The following is a 25,335-nucleotide window of genomic DNA, read 5'->3' as shown; positions in this document are numbered from 1 at the left end:
TCCGATTAAAAGTTGAAATATAAAAATGTAGAGATTGAACTCATGGAAACTATGCAAACCATGAGAATCACCCATGTAAATACGAGAGAAACCGCATCTGTCTTGTACTTTCTCTCATAATTGTTTTTGCAGCAAAGGCATATCAGAAGAGCCGCAATCATCGAAAGGGCGCATCCCGTAAGAAGTACCACGTTATCAGCATCAGGCAGATGAAGCGCAGACAATACATATCTGAATCTCGGGATTCTAAAGCCCTCAATAAGCTCAGATCTCACATCGAGATTGAGCACAAAGAGTCTTCTTAAAATCTGAAGCCACTGCTCTACGCTGTCAGCTCTGAAAAGAAGCCACAGCACATTTAATATACCAAATGTTATTATCCAGCTAACGGTCTTTATTATTCCGGCAAAAACCTTACCCGCCGGGAGTTTTGCGGCATTATCGCAAACCGACTTGTATATTCCGTGCGTAAGCTTGTTGATGCACTGAAACAATCCGTGGAATACACCCCACAGAATAAATGTCCAGTTCGCACCGTGCCAGATTCCGCTCACCAGAAAAACAACAAGTGTATTTATATAAGTTCGAAGCTTCCCCTTCCGGTTACCGCCGAGCGGAATATAAATATAATTCGTAAGGAATCTTGTTAGTGTCATGTGCCAGCGCTTCCAGAAACCTGCGATGGATATTGCCTTGTAGGGTGAATTGAAGTTCATCGGAATATCCAGGTTGAACATCGCACCAAGTCCCGTTGCCATATCGCTGTAACCGCTGAAATCAAAGTAAATCTGGAAGGTGTAGGATAACATAACAATAATTATCTCGGGAATTGTCAGAGCACCCTCTCCCACCGGAATAAGAGCTGCCTGCGAAAAGCCAAAGTCCACAGCTTTTCCGAAGGTGTCCGCAATCAGCATCTTTTTGGCAAGTCCCCTTGAAAACAGCATAATTCCGCGGCATAAGTTTTCAAAGTTAATCCTGTGCTTTTTTTCATCTCTGAACTGCGGAATGAGCTCGGAATGGAGTACTATAGGACCTGCCACCAACTGAGGGAAATACGACACAAACAGCGCATATTCGAGAAACGAATAGTCGCCGGTCTCACCCTTGTAGGAATCCACGATAAAGGATATCTGCTGGAATGTAAAAAAGCTGATTCCAAGCGGCAATACTATATGCCTGAGATTAAAACCGGTTCCGAAAACGCTGTTGACATTTTCGATAAAGAAATCGTAGTACTTAAAATAAAAAATCAATCCTACATTAAAAAGAACGCCTGCTATCAAACATGGCCTTCTGTATATACTCATGGCTCTGGATAGCAGATAGTTTACGACAATACTGCTGCAGATAATTGCAAGATAGTAGGGATTAAAATATCCGTAAAACCAAAGCGACATCAACAGAAGTGATGTCATCGCCATCTTTTTCTTCCCCATATCATGGAAAAGAAAATATAAAATAAGAGACAGCGGCAAAAAGCACAGTATGAAAATATATGAGTTAAACTGCATCCGCTATCTCCTTTAATATCAATATTTTTTATAAAAAATCTCTTACATCAATTCTTCAAAATATTTGCGCCACATCTCATTTATTACCTGCGGGTTATACTTATCCCTGACTTCAAGGGCAGATGCCGCCATCTTTCTGGCAATCGTAGGATCCTCCATTATACGCTCCAACGCATGGAAAATACTCATCGCCATGTTTACATCGCTCTCCATGGGAATCAGTATCCCGTTCCTACCATTAACTATGAGATCTGCCGGGCCTCCGCAGGGACAGTCCGTAGAAATACAGCAAAGTCCGAGGGCCATCGCCTCTATTAGTGCATTGGGCATACCCTCAGTTCTGGATGTCAGCACAAATATCTCTGCCTCCGCGATTCTGTCGGCAATCCTGTCAACACTACCCATGAAGGTTACCTTACCGGCAGCGCCTTTACCGGTCTCATCAAGAATTCCAAGGCTCCTGCAGAGTCTCTCCAAGAGGTCTCTTGTAGGTCCGTCGCCATAGAGAACCAGCCTGTAGTCCGGATATTTCTTTACAGCATAGGAAAAAGCATTTATAAGTATCTTCTGGTTCTTGTTTTCATCAAGTCTTCCTACTGATACTATTACCTTTTTACGCTCATCAAAGGGAACGATGTCATGTCCTATGAATTCTTCATTGACTGCATTTGGAAGGACTTTACATTTCGTCTTTATCAGTGAACCGAAATAATCCATCGCCCCATTGGTCTGAACCACAACTCCCGCAGCCCCCGGAAACAAAGTCTTCATAGCAAGATTAAGGCCGGTTCCCGCATATTCCTCCGAAGGTGTTGCCCTCACCGAAACCACCACGGGTATATCAAGTCCCAGTGCCGACTGTATTGCCATAACATTGTTTTTTCCAAGAAATGACAGTATCAGATCAGGCTTTATTCTCTCCCAGGTATTTGTCAGCTTATGAATTCTCCTATGAAAATTCTGCAGTCTGTTTCCCTGCTCGTAGGGCATCAGAGCGGTAAATACACGTCCGATTCCCATCGGAACACCGCCCGTAAGGTCAACATACCTCTCCGTTTCATCGGGACTTAAAACCTTAACAGCATTCTTGTCATCCTCGTCCTCAAGAACTTTCCATCCGGCATCGGGGAGCTCGTACTCGTCATCGGACAGATAGGTGGTCGCAAGCGTAACCTTATAACCTATGCTGTAAAAATACTCGGCAAGGTTACACATAACGCGCTCGGCACCGCCCTTGTTCAGCGATCCTATATACATAGCAATATGCTTTTTTCTCAGCTTACCGCCACCTGTCATAAGTACCTCTCATACCACTTTTGGAAACTCAGAAAACTCCAGGAAAGTCTGGAGAAGTTGGCGCCCGTCGAAGCACCGCCGTCACCTTTTTCAAGATAATTTCTGATAAAAGAAGACGTGTATTCGGGATTAAATATCCCCTGTTTTTTAAGATAACTCTCGTTACTTAAATCAATGAGACTATCTCTCAAGGGGCCTCTAAGCCAGGCATCCATCGGAACTCCAAAGCCCTTCTTGGGCCTGTCCAGTAGTTCCTTCGGTATATAGTCATAAGCAATATCTTTAAGGATATGCTTCTTATCTCCGTTCATATATTTAAAACCATGTGGTATGGAAAAACTGTATTCCATAACAGCTGTATCCATAATAGGGCATCTGCACTCAAGCGAATATTTCATCGAAGCTCTGTCCATCTTCACAAGAATATCACTGGGAAGATAGGTGTCCATATCAAGAAGCATGCGCCTTACCTGCCAGTCATCCACCTCATAGGAGGACTCCACGGGATACTGACACGGAAAAAGTCCGCTCTCTCCGAATCTGCGGTTTACATACTGCTCATAGGTAAGCTTTTGATCCGGTTCCTCAATTCCCGTAACAAGGGCATGAGCCGCGGGAATATATGCAGGAGAAGATATCTGAGTCTTGGTCTCGGGGTCACGGTTATTTGCAACCGCCTGCACTTTTATCGGAAGCTTAGTAAGAAGCTTATCTTTTCCTACCGGAATCTGTCCTACGCCGCTCACAACTCCGCCCAGGAGGTCAAGCTCCCTGGCCTTCGCCACATGCTCATATACATTATATCCGCAGAAAAACTCGTCTCCGCCATCTCCCGACAGAGCAACTGTCACCTTCTGCCTTGCAAGCTTACACACAAGCATGGTCGGTATCTGTGACTCATCCGCAAAGGGCTCATCATAGTAATCCGGAATACTGTCCACAAGCTCGAGCATCTCTGCCTCATCTATATACAGCTCTGTGTGATCTGTTCCAAGATGCTCCGCCACCTTCTTTGCAAACTCGGCTTCGTTATACTCCGGAACATTAAAGCCGATACTGAAAGTCTTCACCGGTGAATCACTGTGTTCCTGAGCAAGCGCTGTTATAAGCGAAGAATCATAGCCACCTGACAAAAATGTTCCAAGAGGAACATCCGCTATCATTCGGTCAGCCACAGACTTTTGAAGGCGTTTTTTAAGTCCTGCCTTCGCCTCGCTGTAATCTTCTATCATGGAAGCCGATCCCTTTTTATAGGCTTCCTTAATGCTCCAGTATCCGGTCTTTGTAACCTCACCGTTTTTGAAAACCAGCATCTGTCCGGGTTCAACCTGCCATACATTCTCAAAAATGCTCTCAGGAGCATTTATATATTGCTGATACAGATATCGCGGAATTATCGACTTTCTGATATCCCCCTTAAAGCCCGGGCACTTCATAATGGGCTTAAGCTCCGAGCCAAATACAATATTTCCGGCTTCATACCAGTAATACAAAGGCTTTTTACCGATTCTGTCCCTGATAAGAAGCAGCTCATCCGTCTCCCTGTCATAGAGAGCAATCGCAAACATACCATGTATATGCTGCGGCAAATCCTTGCCCCACTTAAGGTATCCTGCGAGAATAACCTCTGTATCACAGGTTGATTTAAAAGGATAGCCCTTAAGTTCTTCCTTCAGCTCCAGGAAATTGTAAATCTCCCCATTAAAAACAACTGATATTCTATCATCCGCAGAATTCATCGGCTGATGTCCCAAGGGCGACAAATCGTTTATCGAGAGTCTTCTCTGGGCAAAGCCTATGGTGTAGCCATCTTTCCCCGGGTAGAGCTCCACGCCGTTATCATTGGGGCCTCTGTGAATCATGGTATCGTTCATGATACGCAGCTCATCTTCTGTTATTCTATTTTTGGAAAAAAATCCGCATATTCCGCACATGAACCGGTACCTTATCAAAATCTTCCAGTTAAATAAAAGCTCTGCAAATGCTCTGCCTGAGTCCGTACATCGAAACCGGCCTCTCTGATCATAGCTGTCAAAGGCTCTGATGAGGCCTCTCTGTCCCCGATAGGAAGCGCGTCTTCATCCTCTCCTTCGGAGTAATCCCTGAGCATAAGGTCATTTAGAATCTTCCTCGCCCACATAGCCGGAGGTTCCTCAATACTCATCCTGCTTGCAAGAGGAGTTATATCAACTTCAGGTGTTATTGAATCAGAGACAAGACACTGAAGTCCTGCTGCCTGTGCCTCAACAACAGTTCCCGGAAGTCCCTCGTACCTCGAAGGGAAGAGAAAATAATCCATCGCCTGATAGTACTCATTGGCATTGGACTTATTACCACAAAATATCACGTGTTTTTCTATATGAAGATCTACCGCCAGCTGTTTCATGGTATCCATCAGGGAGCCCTCTCCCAGCATGAGAAGCCTTATCCTCATTCCATGGAGCATACTGAAGGAATTGGCATCATCATGGTTAAGGATTCGCAGAAATTCGGCAAATACCTTAAGCAAATACTCATGATTTTTGGCATAATGGAATCTCCCCACGTGCCCGATTATGATGGCATTGGAGAGTCCCAGCTCTTTTCTTATCTTATCTCTTACTTCCTGATTATAAACAAATCTCTTGAGATCAATAGCATTTGGAATAATCCTTACAAGGCCCTCATCAGTCATGGTATCGCCAAATACCGACCTTGCAGCGTTCTCCGTGCAGGCAAATCTCAGATCACAGGTATCCTCTTTTGCAAGAGGTGCCCTGATTATTTTTGTCACAACGCCCTTTAATCCGGGATCAACACCGGCACTTCTCGCATGTGCTATGGTAGTTCCTATCCCACAGCTCTTGGCGATCGGGAGATAAATGGCAGCCGTACTTGTCATATGGCCCTGCACCATCTTCCATTCTCCCCTGTGCTGCATAAAGAACATCCTTATGGCATTCTTGTAATCCCTTGCATTTGTCCCATGAAATCTGGGAACTGCATAGATATTTCCGCCCAGTTTTTTTACAGTATCATCAAAATAATCCGGCTTTCTCACCAGCATAAGTTCGTCTGATGTGGGGCACTTCTTACCGGTGGGATCAGCATCCGCATGCACCAAAAAATCAAACTGTACACGCTCTCTGTCGATATGCCTGTACAGATCCATGATGCGGCTCTCCGCTCCGCCAAGTCCCAGTGTTCCAAAAACATGTAATATTCTTATCGGTTGCGCCATCTTTACCACCTTTTATGCACGGCGATATATTTAAAGCGTGCCATTAGATATTCTTTAATCCCCTGTAAGTCAGAAGCCTCCGCAGGCTCCTCCAAAAGCCATTCATCCCAGCTCACTACTTTTCCGCTGGCAAATACCTTCTCATAGTAGGCAAAATCGTCACCATTTAAGGTATTGGTATGAATAACAAAGGTTGTGTATCCCTCGGATTCATCCTTAAGCACCGCATCCTTCTTAAATGAAATCGGATAGAAAGTCATATCGAATCTTCTGTATGCTCTCTTTCCAAAACCATCTGTTATTCTTCTGAATCCGTTTTCAGCAAGAGCAGTCATAGTATTCTTATCGTAGCTGTGGCTCGGTGCCATGAAAAAGTCGGTAGCTATACCATGTCCACCAAGGATACGCTTTCCCTCAGCTATCATATCAATCTGTTTCTCCAGATCAATACCCGCAAACTCGGACTGCTTGTTAAGGGGCAGCATTCCACCCTTCTTGGTGGTATACACATGATGTAGCCCGTGCATGGCAATTATCCAGCCCTCGGACTGAAGATTCCTTACAAGATGCCAGAAAGGATAGTCCTCCTCGCGAATCTTATCATCAGGAAGTTCCTCTCTGCCCTTTGCCTTCTTATTATCCTCCTCAGGCTCATCGCGAAAGGCATCCAGCTTTGGATCCCGGTTTTCCGGAACAACGCCAATAAGAGGCTTGATATGATACTCATCAAGAAGCCTCTTAAAACGCCTAAATTTCCCCATATCCATACCCGGAGAAAAATCATCAAGTCTGATTACAATCTTCATACAATAACGCCGCCACGCTGCGGTGGCGGCATATCCCCCATTTGTTTTTGCTTATAACTGCCTCGTCATCAAAGTCTCCAATATGAGAACTCTGAAGGATCGAAGCTGTTCTTGTCATAGATACCCTTTATATCAAGGAATACTCTTCTCTTGTGCTCGGGATTGTACCACTTCTTGATATCCTCAGTGGTAATTCCGAGGAAGTCCTCATGAGCAACCGCAACGATAACCGCATCCATATCCTTGAAATCGTCCATTGTATTGAAGGAGATTCCATAGAGACGCTTAGCCTCATCGCTGTCGGCCTGCGGATCTACCACGATAGGTGAGATTCCGTATTCCTGAAGTTCATTGTAAATATCGATAACCTTGGTATTACGTGTATCAGGACAGTTCTCCTTGAAGGTAAAGCCAAGAATACCTACTCTTGCATGTCTTACATTGAGATCCTGGGCAATAAGATTCTTAACACAGGACTCCGCAATATATTTTCCCATATCATCGTTGATACGGCGACCTGAAAGAATGATCTGGCTGTGATAGCCGAGCTCCTCAGCCTTATAGGTGAGGTAGTAAGGATCTACACCTATGCAGTGACCGCCTACGAGACCGGGCTTGAAGTTAAGGAAGTTCCACTTCGTACCTGCTGCCTCAAGAACGCTCTTGGTGTCGATTCCCATGCGATGGAAGATCATTGAAAGCTCGTTCATGAAAGCAATATTGATATCTCTCTGGCTGTTCTCGATAACCTTTGCAGCCTCTGCAACCTTAATAGTCTCTGCCTCGTGAACACCTGCAAGAGCCACAAGCTTATAAACGTTTGCAACCTCCTCGAGGGTCTCCTTATCCATACCGGATACGATTTTCACTATAGTCTCAAGTCTGTGAACCTTGTCACCGGGATTGATACGCTCGGGTGAGTAGCCAACCTTAAAATCAACGCCACACTTAAGTCCTGACTCCTTCTCAAGAATCGGAACGCAGACATCCTCTGTAACTCCGGGATAAACCGTTGACTCGTATACAACAATGGAGCCCTTTGTCAGGTACTTTCCAAGTGTTCTGCTGGCACTCTCAACGGGTGTAAGATCAGGTGTGTGATCATCATTAACCGGTGTCGGAACCGCTACGATGTGAAATCTGCACTCGCGAAGCTTCTCGGGATCGGCAGTAAAGTCAACCTCTGTCTTCTTAATCGCATCGTCCCCGACCTCTCTGGTGGGATCGATTCCCTTTTTGTAAAGTGCTACCTTTTCAGCATTGAAATCGTAGCCTACAACCTTTATCTTCTTAGCGAATGCTACCGCAATGGGCATTCCTACATAACCAAGTCCTACAAGTGAAAGCTTCTCCTCGCCTGCAAGGAGTTTTTCGTACAAACTCATTTTTCTTTCTCCTAAAAATATATTTACTCTACTATTATACTATGTCTGTCAAACTCACAGGCTCTCAAGTTCCGCCCTATAAGCGTCTGTGACAATTCTTCTGTCAAAATTCTGTTCAATGTACAATCTTCCGGCCCGGCCCATTTTTACCCTGTCCTTTTCGGAAAGTGCAAGAATCCGCTCAATCGCTGCAACAAGCGCCTCTGTACTCTTTGGTTCAAAAGCAAAACCGCTGTTTTCACCATCGAGAGCTTCTATGCACCCATGTATATTGCTGCAAAGGATCGGCCTTCCGCAGGCTGCTGCCTCCAGAAGCACATTCGACATGCCCTCATGATAAGAAGGATGCACGATTATGTGGCTCTTATCCATAATGGGTTCTACCGTGTCGAGATGTCCGTGATAGGTTAGGCTGCCCTTTTTCACAAGTTCAGCTATCATAGGCTCGTAGATCTGCCTCTCATCCTCCTCGTACTCGCCGACAAGGTCGAAGAACACGTTCTCATGCTTCTTCGAAATGATATCCGCAGCCTCTAAGAACTCCTCTATTCCCTTGTCCTTCATCACCCTGATGACCGCAAGGATGTGTATTCCTCCATCCTCAAGTGGATATGCTCTGAAGGGATGCTCATCAAGATTAACGCCGGATCCCGGGAGAAGACCGCTGTTATGAAGCGCAACACCTCTGTCCTGCATAAACTTTCTGTTTCGTTCATTCTGGAAAAAGACCTTCTTTGCACCTTTTGAGGCACTCCTGTAAAGAGTTATCAGGACTTTACTCATAAAACCGCCGTTTTCAATAGCCATCCCAAGTCCCGTAATATTGGTGATATATGGGATCTTCTGAAGTCTTGCGGCAAGCCCGCCGTATAAGTTCGGCTTTATCGTGTAGGTAAGCACCACATCAGGCTTAAGCTCCCTCATAAGGGAATTATATCTGTTAAAAAGGTCTATATCATGAATCGGATTACTGCCATGTCTCTCCAGGTGAGTATCAATAAGCCTGGTACAGTATTTCTCCAGTTTCTTACAGTTCTCATCATAAGGAACGGATATAAGAACAATATGCCCCGCATCCAGAAATGACTTAAGAAGCTCTTTCCTGAAAAGGTATAACCCATTTGCATAATTTGTAAGAATCAGTATCGTCATATTTTCACGATCCTTCAAAAATGGTTCTTAGTTTATCTCCTGCATGTTGCCCTCGAGATTAGAGAGCTTTTCTATTACAACGCTGTCATACATAAGCATGCAGACGTCCTCTTCGTACTGGCCGATAATCGATTCGTTCGCCTTCTTCTCCACAACATTTGTATAAATAAGTGAAGGGAAGTCAACACCCGCGCCGTAAGCATGGAGATAAGCCCCGCCGAATCTGGGATTAATCTCCGAGAGATAATACTGACCATCCTTGTAAAAAAGATCCATATCCAGAGGTCCGTTAAACTTGAACACCTTCATGGCCTTTTTAACAAACTCAAAGAGGGCCTCATCCTTAAAGGAGATGGTTTTGTTGGCTCCTCCAATGGTAGTTGATATCTTCTTTTTGGAAAAAATCGCAACCGGCTCATGGGTTAAGGTGTCAACATAAATATCCGCATCCATGTCCTTTCCGTCCATAAACTCCTGAATAATGAGCTCGGGACTTCTGGCTGTAAGCCCCTCAAGAAGCTCTATGCTCTCTACCTTCCTCGCGCCAACGCTTCCGCTTCCGCATCTGGGCTTAACAAAAACGGGAAGGCTGATCTCGCCCTTGTCGTAGCTCTCCTTGAACTCAGCAAAGGTTCCGAAGGTAAGTACTGTCGAAACACCGTTTTCCTTCAGATACTTAAACATCTCGAATTTATTGAAGCAAAGATCCGCGGTCTCCTTGTAAGGAGCAAGGACAGTAACTCCAAGCTCCTCAAATTTCTCTCTGTTATCGGCGAGAATAGAAATCTCGGGATCGATGAGAGTTGTTATTGCATCTATTTTTTCCTTTTTACATATCTCGAGAATGATCGGAATATAGTTTTCATCCGTAATAAGCGGCACTCTGTAAGCCGTATCGGCAAAGGCCGGAGCCGGTGCATAGGGACTGTTATCCGTAACAACGATCCTTAGCTTATCTCCGAGTGTCTGTCTGAAATCTTTTAAAAGTTCGCAGCGCCTTCCGACGCTTGTAAATAAAATATTCATTTTTACTCTTCTTTCTTGGGCGGAGTGCCGGTGAAGGCCTCCATAGTTGCATCAGTGGCGCTGTTGATATCATCGTGTTTGAATACAACAGCCACTGTCATAAAGACAATCTTAAGATCCATCAAAAATGAAAGATGGTCGACGTAGTAGACATCCTTCTCAAAGCGGTCCTCCCAGCTAAGAAGGTTTCTTCCGTTGACCTGCGCCCATCCCGTAAGACCGGGGCGAACGTCATGCCTTCTCTTTTGTTCTTCATTATATAAAGGAAGATATTTAACGAGAAGAGGTCTTGGACCGACAAAACTCATATCCCCTTTTAAAATATTGATGAACTCCGGGAGTTCATCAAGGCTTGTGGCACGGAGCTTTTTACCAAACTCCGGAAGCCTGTCCTCATCGGGAAGAAGGTTGCCGTTCTCGTCCCTCTTGTCTGTCATTGTTCTGAATTTGTACAGATTGAAGACCTTCTCATCCTTACCCGGGCGCGGCTGTTTGAAAATAACCGGGCTTCCCAGCTTAACGCGTACTAAAATCGCGAGTATCAGGTATAGCCATGAAAAGCAGACCAACACCAGAAGTGAGAGAATGATATCTATGAGCCTTTTTATGAAAAGACTGTAGATACCCTGTCTTCCTTTCTTAACTGAATTTGTCATCTTATTCCTATTCTTGAAAAAATATAGTTAACCTTGTTTTAAATAATTGCAAAACGCATGATTTTTTCGCATTTTCCGATTTGCAAATCACTACTCCAATAATGTATTATAACCTATAGGTAATGTATTTCAAATACACGTTTTGTAGGGAGATTTCAATTATGAAATTGGACTTCAGGAGAGGCAGCATCAGACTTGTAGTAGTTCTTTTGGCTGCTTTTTTGATGGCACTTAACATACAGACCTTCGTAAACGCAGGTGGTCTCTACCCGGGCGGAGCCCAGGGACTCACCATTATAATTCAGCGTATCGCGCTTAAGTATTTTAATACGAAAATTCCGTATACGCCCATCAACGTAGTGCTCAACATCATTCCCATCTATATTGGTTTTCGTTATATCGGCAAAAAATTTACATTATATTCAATGATCATGGTGCTCACAAACGGTTTCTTCGTAGATATGATTCCGGAGCTTTACATCACCAATGATCCGCTCCTTATCGCCATTTTCGGCGGCATCTTCGCAGGTGTGTCACTTTCCATCTGCCTCATGGTTGATGCCACCAGCGGCGGTACCGACTTTATCTCAATCTTTTTATCTCAGAGAAAAGGTATTGATGCCTTCCCCATAATCCTTGCGGGAAACTGTGTGATCCTTACAGTCGCAGGCTTTCTCTTTGGTTGGGACAAGGCTCTGTATTCCATCATTTTCCAGTATGTTGCCACTCAGGTTCTTCACGTTATGTACAGAACCTACCAGCAGCAAACTCTTTTCATTATCACGGACAAGCCCGCCGAGGTATGCGAGCTGATCTATAAGATTGCCAACCACGGTGCCACGCTTATGCACGGCGAGGGTTCCTTCGAGCACAACAACAAAATGATTGTCTACTCCGTTGTAAGTGCCTCTGACACAAGAAAGCTCATCCCCGCCATCAAAGATCTGGACCCCGGCGCCTTTATCAACTCAATCCGCACCGACAGAGTTCAGGGCAACTTCTACTTCAAACCCAGGGATTAAATAACGTAAGGCCCGGGGATAGAGTGTCTGCGATTTCTATCGATTATGCGTTTTTTGCAACGAGATAGGAATCGCAGATGCTCTACTCTCCGGGCCGTATTACTCATCAATGAGAGGCTTTTTCAAGGGCCTCGTCTATGTGGGCGGCGAAGTTCTCGCGGCCAACTCTTTCTACGAAGCCATCCTTCTCCATTGTTCTCATGGGCTGCTCGTTAACATGTGAGAAAATGAGACGAACACCCTTCTTCTTGCAGTTTTCATAAAGCATCTCGAGTGAACGCATCGCTGTCGCATCAAGGGCAGGTACACTTCTCATTCTGATAACAAGACTCTTTGTGAAATCCTTAGTGGTGATTTCCGCAAGAGCATCTGCATCTCCGAAGAACATAGGACCTGAAATCTCGTAAACACGAACGTGCTTAGGAACAACTCTGAGGTCAATACTGTCAGGATCCTCTGCGTTAACGTCAGCGTCGTCCGGATCAATATATGTCCAGCCGCGAACCGTTGACTCCTCGCTCATTCTCTTCATGAAGAGCAGACATGCAAGAACCATACCAACTTCGATAGCTACAACAAGATCAAATACTACAGTGAGGACAAAGGTTGTAACAAGAACAATAATGTCGCTCTTGGGAGCTGTCTTACACAGATGTGTGAAAGGTCTCCACTGACACATATTGTAGGCTACCTGGAACAAAATAGCTGCAATTGTGGGCATCGGAATAAGCGCCGCGAGGGGCATAAGCACCACAAGAACAAGCAAAAGAACTATTGAGTGAACAATACCTGCGATAGGAGTTCTACCACCGTTCTTGATATTTGCAGCTGTTCTTGCGATAGCACCTGTTGCGGGAATTCCTCCGAAGAGAACGGATCCGATGTTACCGCAGCCCTGTGCTATAAGCTCCATGTTTGATCTGTGATGTGAGCCTATCATACCGTCTGCAACCACAGCGGAAAGCAGTGATTCAATTGCTGCAAGAATTGCAATTGTAAAGCCATTTGAGAAAGATCCTCTGATAAGCCCCCAGCTGATGGTCGGTGTGTGGAACTTAGGAAGACCTGCGTGAATTGTGTAAAGATCTCCGATGGTATTAACCTTAAGTCCAAGGAATTTTACCATAACAATTCCGGCGATTACGGCTATAAGTGATGCGGGAATCTTTTCAAAAAATCTGGGCCATATTATAAGGATTGCAAGGCAAACCACTCCGACTATAACAGCCTGATAATTGATGGTTGCGATATTCTTAACGATAGCTTCCAGCTTCTCGATAGTTTCGATTGTCACGGTTCCCTTGGGATATGTAAGCCCCAGGAAATCCTTGATCTGTCCGATAAGGATTGTCACTGCTATTCCCGCGGTAAAACCGGTTGTAATTGTATAGGGAATGAATTTGATGAGACTTCCGAGTTTTAACAGTCCCATCAGAATAAGGAGAATTCCGGCTATGATGGTTGCCATCATAAGGCCTTCCATTCCGTCCTTGGCAACTATTCCCGCAACGATTGTCGCGAAAGCTGCGGTGGGACCTGCTATCTGAACCCTGCTGCCTCCGAGGAAGGAAATAATGAATCCCGCAACGATCGCGGTGTAAAGACCTTCCTCAGGGCCTACTCCTGAAGCAAGCGCCAGGGCTATTGACAACGGAAGTGCAATAATAGCTACGATGATACCTGATATTACATCAGTGGTGAATTGCTTTTTCGTGTATTTCTTAATCACGGAAAAAAGCATTGGTTTAATTTTGTCCTTCTTCATAATAAACCTCCTAAAAAAGCGACAAAATTATAACACATAATAATATAGTAAAGAATTGACTATTTGTAGAATTCTAACAGATTATTGATCTCTGTCTTGTACGCTTTTACCACAGAAGCCGGTGCGGATATTTTTACGGAAGTCCCAAGACCGAATATCCATCCGAAAAACTGGTCACTGACAGCAACCTCAACCCTCGCATCTGACCATCCCTTTTTCTTGGAAGGCTTGATCGTGATATTCTTCCCGAACCTGTCGATAATAACGCCGACCATCTCATCCTTGACAGTAAGAGTAACCATTGTTCCCTCACCGCCGAACATTCCGAACGCTCTGTTCGTATAGGCTGCAAGGTCAAAGGCCTTAAAATGCTCTTTTCCCTCTCTTCTCTCATCAAGGATTTCAATCTTATCCATCTTATCTACTCGGTAGTGCTTGATCTTTCCGGACTCGGAGTCAAAAGCGATAAGATAATAATTCTCATCATTCCAGGTTAGACGCCAAGGGCTGATCACATAGGGCTCAGCTTTCCTCGGAACAAGCTTCTTTTCCGTATCCCAGGTCATGTATTTAAAGCTGATCTTCTTATTCTCGGAAATCGCACTGTGAATCTCATCAACCGTATAATATATGCTCTCGTTCATGGTCTTCACTCTGCCCTGCACGGCAAGCTGTCTCTCCAGCTGGGTTGCCTCATAGGTGCTGGCAAGAGTCGTCAGCTTCTTAATAAGAGCATTTGATTTTTTCTCCGTAATGAATTTGAAAGAGCCAATCGCATCCACAAGGAGTTTAAGCTCTGCAAGCTCAAATCTTCTGCTTCCGATGTGATAGACAAAGTATTTGCCGCTCTTTTCGCCAACAACATCAAGGCCGATATCATTAAGAGCCTCTATATCGGTGTAAATGCTCTTTCTGTCAGCGCTCACCTCATACCTGTCCAGTTCCTCAAGGATATCCGGCATGGTGAGACCATGTTCATCATCCGTCTGCTCCAACAGAATTTTTGCGAGATAATAAAGTTTAAGTTTCTGATTTGTTCCCTTTGGCATAATCGATAAACTCCTCCCATTCTCTGCATATTTTGTCAGGCTGAACCCTGTCTGTTATCTTCATGGCATTGCGCGAAAGCTTGTCTGAAAGCTCATTATCGGAAAGTACCCTGTCCATCGCTGCTGCCAGTGCTTCCTCATCCCTGACGGGCACAAGAATTCCGGATCTCCTGCTGTCTATCAAAAGTCTCGATCCTCCGCAGGGGCAATCGGTTGATATTGATGGAATCCCCATCGCCATAGCCTCTATAAGCGAATTTGGCATTCCCTCGAAGTCCGATGAAAGCACAAAAAGCGCTGCATCCATAATCTTTTCCTTTAGTTTACTTGTCGGCTCTATTACCGAAACCCTTTCTTTTAAGCCTTTTTCATTGATAAAAGCTGTTATTTCATCAAGAAGCTCCGACTCCTGAAAATCTCCGTATATTTCCAGAGTGTAATCAGGATACTTATCAGCTATCTTGCTAAAAGCCTTCAATAATAACAGCTGATTCTTTTGAGCGGATATCCGTCCGACGTTCACGATTCTCTTGGATCTCTCACCCGCAGCCGGTACCATATCGCTTGTTATATTAAGATACTCTTCATCCAGCGGATTAAATATAATCCTCGATCTCTTCTGAAGCCCCTTTGAGAAAAAGCTCATGGCATCAGGCGTCTGAAAAACGCAGCCTGCTGCCTTTTTTTCCATATACTTCGTGGCTATAAAATGCCCCTTATAATCCTCCACAGGATTATTTCTTACAGAAACTATAAGCGGTGTCTTCATTCCGAACAGACTGAAGGCCGCCCTGAAGTTAGCCTTAGCGCAAAAGGATATAACAAGGTCCGGCTTCTCCCTCTTAAAACACTCCCTGAGTCTTGAAAGCCTAAGAAACGCCTTGCTTATGCGGCTCTTGCTATCATCTGCCTCGGTAAGTCCCACCGATATTCTCTTTACTTTTTCACCAAGCTCATACTCATTCTCGGAAAACCACTGCGTCGCCACGATTACCTCGTGTCCCGCCTCCGAGAACTTCCTGGAAAGGATGCTGACTACGTGTTCTGCGCCGCCCCTTCCCATGCTGTTCAAATGAAATATTATCTTCATGGCTTCACCACGCTCTCCAAGAACTCCTCATACCATCTTACCAACTGCTCCAGATCATACCCGTGCTCCCGAATACTCTCCCTCTGACAGCTCCGGCTCACACCTTCATTCTTCTCCCTGATTTCGACTGCTCTCTTCGCCCAGTCTGCCGCGCCATCAGAGAGCGCCTTTGCTTCCACAAGCCCCTTTGTCACAATCACCTTATCGGTAATCGTATCCGACATCAGAATCGGAAGGCCTGCCACCTGTGCCTCAACGAGAGTAAGCGGAAGTCCCTCGAAAAACGAAGGGAATATCATCGTCTCGAATGCAGACATAAAATTCTGCGCATCATGTCTGATGCCGGTAAAAATCACTTTATCAGAAATCCCAAGCTCTGCCGCCTTCTGCACTGTCTCAGCCTTGAGCTCACCCTCTCCGAGGCATATGAGCACAGCCTTATCATCCAGCTTTGCGATTTCCGAGAATATATCCATCAAAAACGAGTGATTCTTCGAAGCAATATAATTTGCAATATGCCCGTAGATATGCTTTCCTTCAAGATGAAACTCATCTACTACCTTCTGCTTCTTTTCTTCCTTAAACTCGAACTTGTTTAAATCGATCGCGTTATTTATTATCCGAAAGTCCTTATTCCCATACATCCATTTTCCGGCATTTTCGGAACAGGCAAGCCTTATATCCGCATTGCTCACCAGCATAGGTCTGAAAAGAAAATGCACAAACTTCTTCGGATCTGTTTCATTGTGAGAATGACAGACCGTTATCGCCTTTTCCTTCCTGGCTGCCCAAAGCTGCGGCGCAACAAGAGCATTGGCAGTGTGCCTTATCACAATGTCATACTCTTCCTCATTGACAATCTTCCTGAGCTTGGCCAGATTATCCATGGGATGTCCCGTCATTCTCGGCAGTAAAAACACCTTCCCGCCAAGCTCCCTGATCCTCGGCTCATAGTCGTTTTCCTTCATGCTATGAACCGCAAAATCAAAACAGAACTTCTCCCTGTCTATGTTTTCATAGATATTCATTATGAAATTTTCCATTCCACCGGGATACATCGCCCCCACGATGTGAAGAACTTTAATCTTTTTCATATTTTTATTGTACCATAAAATGGACTCGTAAAGAAAAAGTGTATTTGGAATCAACCAGACTCATGAAGAAAATAAAAAAAGCCTTCCCCTTGAGGGGAAGGTGTCAGCGAAGCTGACGGATGAGGTGTAACGTCCCCACCCGCCAGACATTCATATTAAAGTAAGTGTGCTCTAAGCTCCTCGCCGCTCTTATCTGAGAGATAAGCCGGAGGAATATCAAGCATTGTCTTGCAGCCTGTCTGACCTTCCTTCTGCATTCTGAATGCAGCTCTTGCAACTGCAACAAGTACGCTTGTTGTGAACTCAGGGTTTGAATCAAGCTTTAAGCTGTACTCGATGATGTGGTTGTGTTCCTTATCAGCACCAGTCTTACCACTTCTGAATACGAAGCCGCCGTGTGCCATGCCGCTGTGGTTCTTAAGAAGCTCCTCCTCGCTGATGAAGTATACTGTTGTGTCATAGTCAGCAAAGTAGTTAGGCATCTCCTTGATTTCCTTCTCTACCTTTGCTGCATCAGCTCCATCCTCAAGAACAACGAAGCACTCTCTTGTGTGCTTGTCTCTTGTTGTAAGCTCAGGGTTCTTTCCGCTTCTAACAGCCTCAAGTGCACTCTCTACAGGGATTGTGTACTGCTTGGCATTCTTAACGCCTGCGATTCTTCTGATAGCATCAGAATGTCCCTGTGATACACCCTTTCCCCAGAATGTATAATCATTTCCATCGGGAAGTATTGCATTTGAGTATACTCTTGCCAGTGAGAACATTCCGGGATCCCATCCGCAGGAGATAACTGCAACCTTGCCTGCTTCCTTCGCTACCTTATCCACATTAGCGAAGTGCTCAGGAATTCTTGCGTGTGTGTCAAAACTGTCTACTACATTGAAAAGCTTACCAAACTCAGGTGTCTGCTCAGGAAGATCTGTTGCGCTACCACCACAAAGGATCATAACATCAACCTTATCCTTCCAATCTGCAACGTCCTTAACAGATACAACAGGTACGCCTGCTGTCTTTATTGATAATGAAGCGGGATCTCTTCTAGTGAAAACAGCAACAAGTTCCATATCAGGCGCTGCCTTAACTGCGAGTTCTACCCCCTTACCAAGATTTCCATATCCGATAATACCAATTCTAGTGCTCATACTTCCTCCTTCCGTATGCAAAAACTCTTAAAAGGCATTATACTCTGAAATACATGCAAAAAACCACCCTCATTTTTAACCATTTGAAATGTTTGTTCTAGCTGTTATTATTTGATTCCTTCACAAAGCATTTTATAAATATCTATTTTATTCGGCATAACATTCCAACCTCCACTTCTTCATTTTTATTCTATATGCTAGGTACAACATCAAATTGGATCCTACCCATGCCATAACTTCGCCAACAAAAAATCCATAATATCCTATTTTGCTAGTTAATAAATATGCACATGCGATTCGCATAAACAATTGAGCAAAGCTTGATATCATAGACATAAACGTATTTCCCATTCCCTGCACAACTGCATAAAGCACATACAAAATATAAAGCAAAGGAAAAAAGGCAGCTAAGAAGTTTAAAAATTCTTTACCAATCGTTATGGTGCTCATATTTACGGTGCCTTCTTGTTCTAAGAACAGGCGTAGTATTGGCTCTCCCAGTCCCAACATGATTCCAGACATAAATGCCCCCATCACAATTGCCATAACTACTGATATCCTAAATCCTTTGTTTACTCTTCGATAATTGTTCGCGCCTTTATTTTGTCCTACAAACGTTCCAACTGCTCCATTCAGGCCCCATGCTCCTATTTCTAACAGACCATATAGTTTATTCGCTGCAGTGTAACCAGCTATAAATACCGCTCCATATGTATTTATGACAGCTTGAACTGCTACTCCTCCAATGCCGATCACTATGTTTTGGAAGCATAACGGGACTCCGAGCTTGATCAACTCATACATTTTTCTTGGATTTACGTTAAACGAAAAATGCAGCTTATCATCTCCAAAAATCTTCACAACATACTTGGTACAATAAATCAAAGAACTTAACTGTGCCAGCAATGTCGCAACTGCAGCTCCCACTACTCCTAACTTAAAATAGTAAATAAACAGAAAATCCAAAATAATATTTACAATAGAAGATAGAATCAAAGCATTTAAAGGGGTAACGCTGTTACCATATGATCTTAATATTCCAGAAAACATATTATAAAAAGTCGTTATGGCAATTCCCAGTATGAGAATTCTCAAATAACTCCAGGATAAACCAATAATTTCATCCGGTGTATTTAATAACCTCAAAAGACCTTTGCCCAAAATCAAACCAACTGCTGTTATTGTTATTGACAGTAACACGCATACATTTATTGATCCTTCAATTGCCTCCTCTAATGTCTTCCTATCTTTTTTTCCTGCACTTTGTGCTATATCTATTGAAAATCCCTGAGTAAAGCCCTGGGCTCCACTGATTATTATGAAAACAATCCATTCAACAGTTCCCAATGCCGCCAATCCATTTGTTCCTATATATCTACCCACAAACAGCGTATCGAAAAACACATACATCTGCTGCAGTATATTACCGGCTATTAATGGAATAGCGAATTTTGTTAGCTTAGTTGCTATTTTTCCTTCTGTCATATCTATAGTCTTCATTTCAGATTACCTCATTCACAATTAACTGCTTTTCTAAGCTTGCTGCCTATGTTGTCCTTGGCATCAGCAGCCGAACAGTTTTTGCGTCACTTTCATCCTGTCAGCCACTTTTACACCAAATGGGCATCTGCTTTCGCAACTTTTACATCCCACACAAGCATCAGCTGTTGTTCCAAGCGCCTCATAATGGGATTTAACACTTTCCGGTACATTCTCCTGAGCTGTTGCAAGGTCATAAAACTTATTAACCATTGCGATATCTATATTCACCGGGCAGGGTTTGCAGTGTCCGCAATATGTGCACTGCCCCATATACGAATGCATCGGCGCAGAAGCAATGACCGAAGCGTAATCCAGTTCCTCCGTCGTGGCCGTTTCATAAGATACAGCTTCATCAATCTGTTCTTTTGTATCGTATCCGCACAGGATAGATGATACTCCGGGTCTTGTCAGTGCATAGTGAATACACTGTTTAGGAGTAAAAGCAACTCCAAACGGAGATCGTTTTTCATCAAACAATGCTCCTCCGAAAAACCCTTTCATAACCGTGATCCCGACTTCATTTTCCTCGCACAGACGGTATACTTCCGCTCTTTCAGGATCGATCCCGGAATAATCCCCGTCATATCCGCTAAACATCGAATCAAGATCCTCAGTTGCAGGCCGCATATCAAATGCCGGATTTACCGAAAACAACAGCATTTCGATGAATCCGGTTTCAACTGCCTGTTTTGCAATTCTGGGGTTATGAGTAGACAGACCTATATGCTTTATAACTCCCTCATCATGCAATCTGTGAACATATCTGATAAACTCGGTACTCATACAGTTATCCCAGTCTTCCTGAGCATCTATGTAATGAATCATCCCGAGGTCGATATAATCTGTTTTCATACGTGTCAATATATCTTCAAACGCCGGGATAACATGCTTCATATCCCTTGTTCTGACATATTGTCCATTTTGATACGTTGACCCGATATGTCCCTGAACGATCCAGTTCTCACGGTTCCCTTCCATCGCCATTCCGATAATGTCCCTTGATTTTGGATCAGGCATCCAGCAGTCAATGATATTAATGCCTTTCGCAGCTGCATATTTTATCAGTTCCACGGATTCATCAAAATCATGGCGTTCCAGCCACTCTCCGCCAAAACCGATCTCGCTTACTTTAAGTCCAGTTTTCCCTAGTGTTTTGTATCTCACCTTTTACTCCTCCATAATGAATTAAATATAAAGATAAATAGTTTCACACCTTGTATTTGAATGCCTATATGCTATTCATTCCCGCCTCGAAAATCCTTTCAGTACTCCTTCCTTAAACATGATATCCCGGAAATATCTCTCGCCGCCCTCCTCCATCAGAGACTGTGCTTCAAATCCTACTTTATGTTTTCACCCATAGGCAGATAGATAAGGCGTGCCATAGTAAAATGCTCTCCATCCAGAGATTAATAAATTCCAAATACATTTCCCTTACGAGCCAGTTGCAACCACATCTTATTAAGCAATGCCTGGAGTTGATCCCCATGGAATACAGCATCGCCCCTTCCTTGTATACAACACTGTTTTATATATGGATGAAAGTGAGGATGAATTATGACAAACTACTGTGCTTTTAGCAAAAACCATAAATGTATCAAATGAAAAGGTTATCAGCAGAAGCAGCTTGAAGTTGAGGAAGCTGATGAAACCTGCCATGGTAACTGGATTGAGCTACAGCGGAATGAGCGATACATTGAAGCCCTGCAAGCAATCTTGGAGGAGCATAATCTCCACTATCCTTCAGAGCGGTGGATGTTCGACTAATTCTAAAAAGGGGGTCTGGCAAAATGTCAGCCCCTAAAACCAAACCCTCAAAAACTCCCATTCTAAAAGGGCCTGACCCTCAAGTCAGACCCTCAAAACGCTTGGCAAACCCTAAAAAGTTTGACTATACCAAATTTAATCTATGTTATGAAGCATTATCTGATGCAGGAATAAGATCATATCCATCCATCTCCATTTTTATTCTATACATTACTTCTTCCCGTTCTGCCCAGTTTTTAAGGCATTCTTGCCAAAAACATATACCAAACAGCATAATTGCTTCTTCTTTCCCATCATTGAAAAATCAAAAATATCCTGCCCAAATACATACTCTCTATAGCATTCCAGTATTTTTCTGATGTTCCTAAATGTCTTATCATCGTAATTTACCCCATATAACAACCCCAATTTTTGTATCATTCGCTTTGCTTTTGTGTTTTTCCCTGTCATTAGTTCCCCTGCTAATTACTTCTACACCCTCAAAAGTAAAGCAACTTTGCTTACCCCTTTCTATACTATTTTGTGCAATTCTTATAAACATTTTATGTTTTTCATAGCTATTTATAAAAATTATACTAGTATTCTATCATTAAATTCTGATAATTCAACCGCTTTTTTACCAAATGCACTCTAATTTTTGAAATCATCTAAAATATTAAGAATGTCTTAATATTTCAGACTGTAGACAAAGTCCACGGCATCTGCCGTGGACTTTGTCTACAGTCTGAAATGAGGCTGCTATACGGCAGCCTCATTTCTATTATCTTATATCATACACACTTCTAAGTCTGAGCTTTGAAGCATCACCGGACAGAACCTCCACAGTAATCTCTCCGGCGTTCATGTCGAAATAGTTATCTGAAAGCACCAGATCCTCATTCTCATTGAGAATCTCAACGCCTCTTGCATAAGCATCAGCCTTAACAGTAATCTTATTGCCATCTACCTTTGCGGTAAGATTCGGGTTCTCATACTTAAAGTACTTAGGCATTGTGAAGATGACAGTGCCTGATGAAACCACCTTGCCGTCAACCTCTGCCTGATAGCTCACATAATTATTGAATCTGCCAGCATCCTCGAAGGTGACCTTAGAAGTCCAAACGCTTGTAAGTGCAGGAACATCAAGAACTTCGCTGCCCTCTCTTATAACCTCAGCTTTAGCGTTTCTTAGCTGCCACTTAACTGTAGCCTTTATCGCTTTTCTTGTCTCATTGGCAACGTTGAATACTGCCTCCTGCTTAACCTCTCTTGGAAGCCAGTTGAGCGGAACTCCGCAGGTCATCTCGCCCTCTTCCTGACAGGACACCAGGATAGGTGCAAAGAACCTCTTCTCCGCATAGTGCAGAGCCTTGAGCCTTCCGGTGTAATCTACGCTTGCCCAGGATGCCACCGGCCAGCAGTCGTTGAACTGCCAAACCACAGCGCCCATGCAGCGTCCACGATTACGTCTGAAGTGCTCAACTCCATATCTGATAGCATCCGCCTGAAGCATCTGGGATGCGTAGATAACCGTTGAAAAATCGTTCGGGTACAGATAAGTCTGCTGCATATAGTTCATGATCTTACCGTTTGCAGCGCCGTTCCTCTGGTGCCTCTCCATAATATATGAAAAGACATTCTTATCCGCCGGATCATCAGTAAAGGTCTCCACTGTCTTCTCCGCAGGGAAGGACTGGAATCCAAACTCCGAAAGGAATCTGAAAAAGAACTTCCTATACTCAGAGAAGGGCTCATTTCCGTGCCAAACCTCCCAGTAGTGCACATCTCCGCGGTTTTCATCATTTGGTTCATCAAAACATCCGCCTGACGAAGGAGATGCCGGCCAGTAATAAACATTCGGCGCGTATTCCTTCATCATATTCGGGATAATGTACTCATACATGATAGTGTAGTCGCGCTTCTCGGATTTCTTGGAAACCCACACTCCATAATCCACGAACATCTCCATCTCGTTATTGCCGCACATGAGACCGAGAGATGCGTGGTGACGAAGCCTAAGGAGATTATCCTTGAACTCCGCCTTTATATTCTCCTCGAAATCGGGAGTAAGATCGTAAACACCGCAGGCGAACATGAAGTCCTGCCATACCAGGATTCCGTACTCATCGCAGATATCGAAGAACCAGTCATCCGGATAGTATCCGCCGCCCCAGACTCTGATGGAGTTGTAGTTGGCAAAAACAGCCTTATCAAGGAGCTTTCTTGTAACCTCGGGATTAACCCTTCCTAACAGATGATCCTCAGGAATATAATCCGCTCCCATCGCAAAGACCTTAACGCCGTTTACAACAAAGCAGAACTCGCTTCCCCACTCGTCCTTCTTGGTACTTACAGTGCAGGTGCGAAGTCCGATCTTTCTCTCCCAGGTATCAAGCTGGTTTCCGGCTTCGTCCTTTAAAACAACAGTCACAGTATAAAGCGGCTGTTTTCCATAGCCGTTTGGCCACCAAAGCTGCGGCTTCTCAATTACTATCTCTTCCGGAAGCTCTCCGCTGCTCCTCTTCTCAGTAACCTCTCCTGAAGGAGACACTACCTTAACCTCAAATGAATAACCCGAATAATCGCACTTTTTACTCTCAATGCCCATGTTGATGGCATAGCCTGACACATCGCTCTTTTCTCTGAATCTGAAAATCTCATCCGCAGAAGTGATCTCCGGCTTTATGCGAAGTCCAACGCTTCCGCTCTCATTTCCGTCCTTATCGATCTTCACATTCTCATGATTCTGAGTAATAAGCACAGATTCAAGCCTTGCCTTATTAAAGCACTGAATTGTTATCGGTCTGAAAATACCCGCATCCGGAAGGTGTGCGCCCCAGTCCCAACCAAACATGCAGTGCGCCTTACGAAGATATGTAAAGCCCTGCATCGCATCTTCACTTCCCTTTGAAGGAAGTTCCCTACTCTCATAGGCTTCCTTTATGAACTTTGTCGGAGAATGAAAATAAACCTTCAGCTCATTCTCATCCTTAAGGAGCTCCTTTATATCGAATTCCCAGGTTCTGTGCATGTTGTTGACATTACCAAGAAGCGTTCCGTTAAGATATAAATCCGCAAGAGTATCAAGACCGTCGCAGTGAAGCACCACTACATCAGCCCCTTCGGCTTCAGCGGGCTTACCAAAATTGCAGACATACTCATAGTCGCTGTCCATGAGTGCCAGCGCCTTATCCTCATTGTCCTTGAAAAAAGGATCCTCCATCTCCCCTTCTCTGAGGAGGTCGGTGTAAACCGTTCCAGGAACCACCGCATTTATCAGCTTCGCATCCCCTACCTTGTGAAGCTTCCAGTTTTTATCAAGCTTTGTTGTAACCATTCCCAATCCTATCTCCTTCTCAAATTGAAATTTTCGAAGCCAAAAATTCCTCGAATTCCGGCCCCCATCCCAACAATTTAATTGTCAGAATAATATAATTCTAAAGCCTGCACAGACATTTTTAAAGCACATTTACGAAAATTTTTAAGCCTTTTTAGTCCGCAAAAACCCTCACAATCAGAACCACCGGCTTAGCCGGTGGTTTGTTCTGGCCCTATAAGGGCCTGTTGCCGGCACTGAGTCTAAAGACTCGCCGAATGGTTCGCCAGCCGCAACATCATTTTCCTACAGAGCCCCCTGGGCTCATTTTTATTTGTTTTGCTTTACCGGCTCACCCGTGAACGGGTCAATATACTCTTTTAGTGTCATTTGGTCGTACTCTAAATCCTCTTTTAACTGATTCTTTATGTACTCCTCGATTTTCTTTGCATTCTTACCTACAGTATCTACGTAATAGCCTCTGCACCAGAAATGTCTATTGCCGTACTTATAC

General features: G+C 44.0%; 20 protein-coding genes and 1 pseudogene. 2 read left to right on the top strand and 19 right to left on the bottom strand.

Annotated elements, in window-relative coordinates:
• Nucleotides 1-5: 5 nt before the first annotated feature.
• The 9 genes from G596_RS0113000 to G596_RS0112960 all read right to left on the bottom strand — a co-directional run bounded on the left by G596_RS0113000 (nt 6) and on the right by G596_RS0112960 (nt 11,055).
• Nucleotides 6-1,514, bottom strand: coding sequence for an MBOAT family O-acyltransferase (locus G596_RS0113000; protein ID WP_022762279.1), 1,509 nt, complete (start codon nt 1,512-1,514; stop codon nt 6-8).
• A 42-nt stretch (nt 1,515-1,556) separates the two neighbouring features.
• A complete protein-coding gene (locus G596_RS0112995; RefSeq protein ID WP_022762278.1) occupies nt 1,557-2,810 on the bottom strand; it encodes a glycosyltransferase in 1,254 nt (417 codons plus the stop codon).
• Entirely contained in the window at nt 2,807-4,744 is a 1,938-nt protein-coding gene (gene asnB / locus G596_RS0112990) for an asparagine synthase (glutamine-hydrolyzing) (protein WP_022762277.1), read from the bottom strand. Before asnB ends, G596_RS0112995 begins: the two co-directional genes overlap by 4 nt.
• A gap of 14 nt (nt 4,745-4,758) precedes the next feature.
• The gene (locus G596_RS0112985) at nt 4,759-6,030 is read right to left on the bottom strand and encodes a glycosyltransferase family 1 protein (protein WP_022762276.1); all 1,272 of its coding nucleotides are present in this window, start codon (nt 6,028-6,030) and stop codon (nt 4,759-4,761) included.
• A gap of 2 nt (nt 6,031-6,032) precedes the next feature.
• A complete protein-coding gene (locus tag G596_RS0112980) occupies nt 6,033-6,836 on the bottom strand; it encodes a DUF2334 domain-containing protein (protein WP_022762275.1) in 804 nt (267 codons plus the stop codon).
• 68 nt (nt 6,837-6,904) lie between these two features.
• A complete protein-coding gene (locus G596_RS0112975) occupies nt 6,905-8,221 on the bottom strand; it encodes a nucleotide sugar dehydrogenase (RefSeq protein ID WP_022762274.1) in 1,317 nt (438 codons plus the stop codon).
• 54 nt (nt 8,222-8,275) lie between these two features.
• Entirely contained in the window at nt 8,276-9,391 is a 1,116-nt protein-coding gene (locus G596_RS0112970) for a glycosyltransferase family 4 protein (RefSeq protein ID WP_022762273.1), read from the bottom strand.
• Between the two features lie 9 nt (nt 9,392-9,400).
• Entirely contained in the window at nt 9,401-10,399 is a 999-nt protein-coding gene (locus G596_RS0112965) for an ATP-grasp domain-containing protein (protein WP_022762272.1), read from the bottom strand.
• A 2-nt stretch (nt 10,400-10,401) separates the two neighbouring features.
• Complete coding sequence (locus G596_RS0112960; protein WP_022762271.1) at nt 10,402-11,055, bottom strand: sugar transferase; 654 nt, start codon at nt 11,053-11,055, stop codon at nt 10,402-10,404.
• A gap of 161 nt (nt 11,056-11,216) precedes the next feature.
• Here G596_RS0112960 and G596_RS0112955 point away from each other — a divergent pair, with 161 nt between their 5' ends.
• Nucleotides 11,217-12,077 carry a YitT family protein gene (locus tag G596_RS0112955; RefSeq protein ID WP_022762270.1) on the top strand — a complete coding sequence of 287 codons (861 nt, stop codon included), beginning with the start codon at nt 11,217-11,219 and terminating at the stop codon, nt 12,075-12,077.
• Between the two features lie 106 nt (nt 12,078-12,183).
• On the opposite strand, the gene G596_RS0112950 is transcribed toward G596_RS0112955, so the two are convergent.
• From G596_RS0112950 to G596_RS0112920, 7 genes are all read right to left on the bottom strand, one after another.
• Nucleotides 12,184-13,842, bottom strand: a complete 1,659-nt coding sequence (locus G596_RS0112950; RefSeq protein ID WP_022762269.1) for a SulP family inorganic anion transporter — start codon at nt 13,840-13,842, stop codon at nt 12,184-12,186.
• Nucleotides 13,843-13,901: 59 nt separating this feature from the next.
• On the bottom strand, nt 13,902-14,891 hold the full coding sequence (locus tag G596_RS0112945; protein ID WP_022762268.1) for a helix-turn-helix transcriptional regulator: 990 nt from the start codon (nt 14,889-14,891) through the stop codon (nt 13,902-13,904).
• Nucleotides 14,863-15,981, bottom strand: a complete 1,119-nt coding sequence (locus G596_RS0112940) for a glycosyltransferase (protein WP_022762267.1) — start codon at nt 15,979-15,981, stop codon at nt 14,863-14,865. Before G596_RS0112940 ends, G596_RS0112945 begins: the two co-directional genes overlap by 29 nt.
• Nucleotides 15,978-17,075 (bottom strand): glycosyltransferase, encoded by a 1,098-nt coding sequence (locus tag G596_RS0112935; RefSeq protein WP_155829272.1) that lies wholly within the window; start codon nt 17,073-17,075, stop codon nt 15,978-15,980. Before G596_RS0112935 ends, G596_RS0112940 begins: the two co-directional genes overlap by 4 nt.
• A gap of 155 nt (nt 17,076-17,230) precedes the next feature.
• Complete coding sequence (locus G596_RS0112930; protein WP_022762265.1) at nt 17,231-18,217, bottom strand: diaminopimelate dehydrogenase; 987 nt, start codon at nt 18,215-18,217, stop codon at nt 17,231-17,233.
• 147 nt (nt 18,218-18,364) lie between these two features.
• Complete coding sequence (locus G596_RS0112925; RefSeq protein ID WP_022762264.1) at nt 18,365-19,717, bottom strand: MATE family efflux transporter; 1,353 nt, start codon at nt 19,715-19,717, stop codon at nt 18,365-18,367.
• A gap of 63 nt (nt 19,718-19,780) precedes the next feature.
• Entirely contained in the window at nt 19,781-20,923 is a 1,143-nt protein-coding gene (locus G596_RS0112920) for an aldo/keto reductase (RefSeq protein ID WP_022762263.1), read from the bottom strand.
• Between the two features lie 459 nt (nt 20,924-21,382).
• Between G596_RS0112920 and G596_RS25980 the strand changes: the two are divergent.
• Nucleotides 21,383-21,526, top strand: a pseudogene (locus G596_RS25980) (mobility-associated LCxxNW protein); the annotation flags it as partial.
• Nucleotides 21,527-21,736: 210 nt separating this feature from the next.
• Here G596_RS25980 and G596_RS0112910 read toward each other — a convergent pair.
• The 3 genes from G596_RS0112910 to G596_RS0112900 all read right to left on the bottom strand — a co-directional run.
• Entirely contained in the window at nt 21,737-21,976 is a 240-nt protein-coding gene (locus G596_RS0112910) for a hypothetical protein (RefSeq protein ID WP_022762261.1), read from the bottom strand.
• A gap of 310 nt (nt 21,977-22,286) precedes the next feature.
• Nucleotides 22,287-24,842: a beta-mannosidase gene (locus tag G596_RS0112905; protein WP_022762260.1), complete on the bottom strand. Its 2,556-nt coding sequence runs from the start codon at nt 24,840-24,842 to the stop codon at nt 22,287-22,289.
• A gap of 309 nt (nt 24,843-25,151) precedes the next feature.
• Nucleotides 25,152-25,335: IS200/IS605 family transposase (locus G596_RS0112900; protein WP_022762259.1), on the bottom strand; the 184-nt coding region annotated here is incomplete at its 5' end.

The organism is Butyrivibrio sp. AD3002 (assembly GCF_000420905.1).
Taxonomy (GTDB): domain Bacteria; phylum Bacillota; class Clostridia; order Lachnospirales; family Lachnospiraceae; genus Butyrivibrio.
The sequence above is the reverse complement of the archived record's forward strand: the minus strand, read 5'-3'. Positions and strand labels throughout refer to the sequence as shown.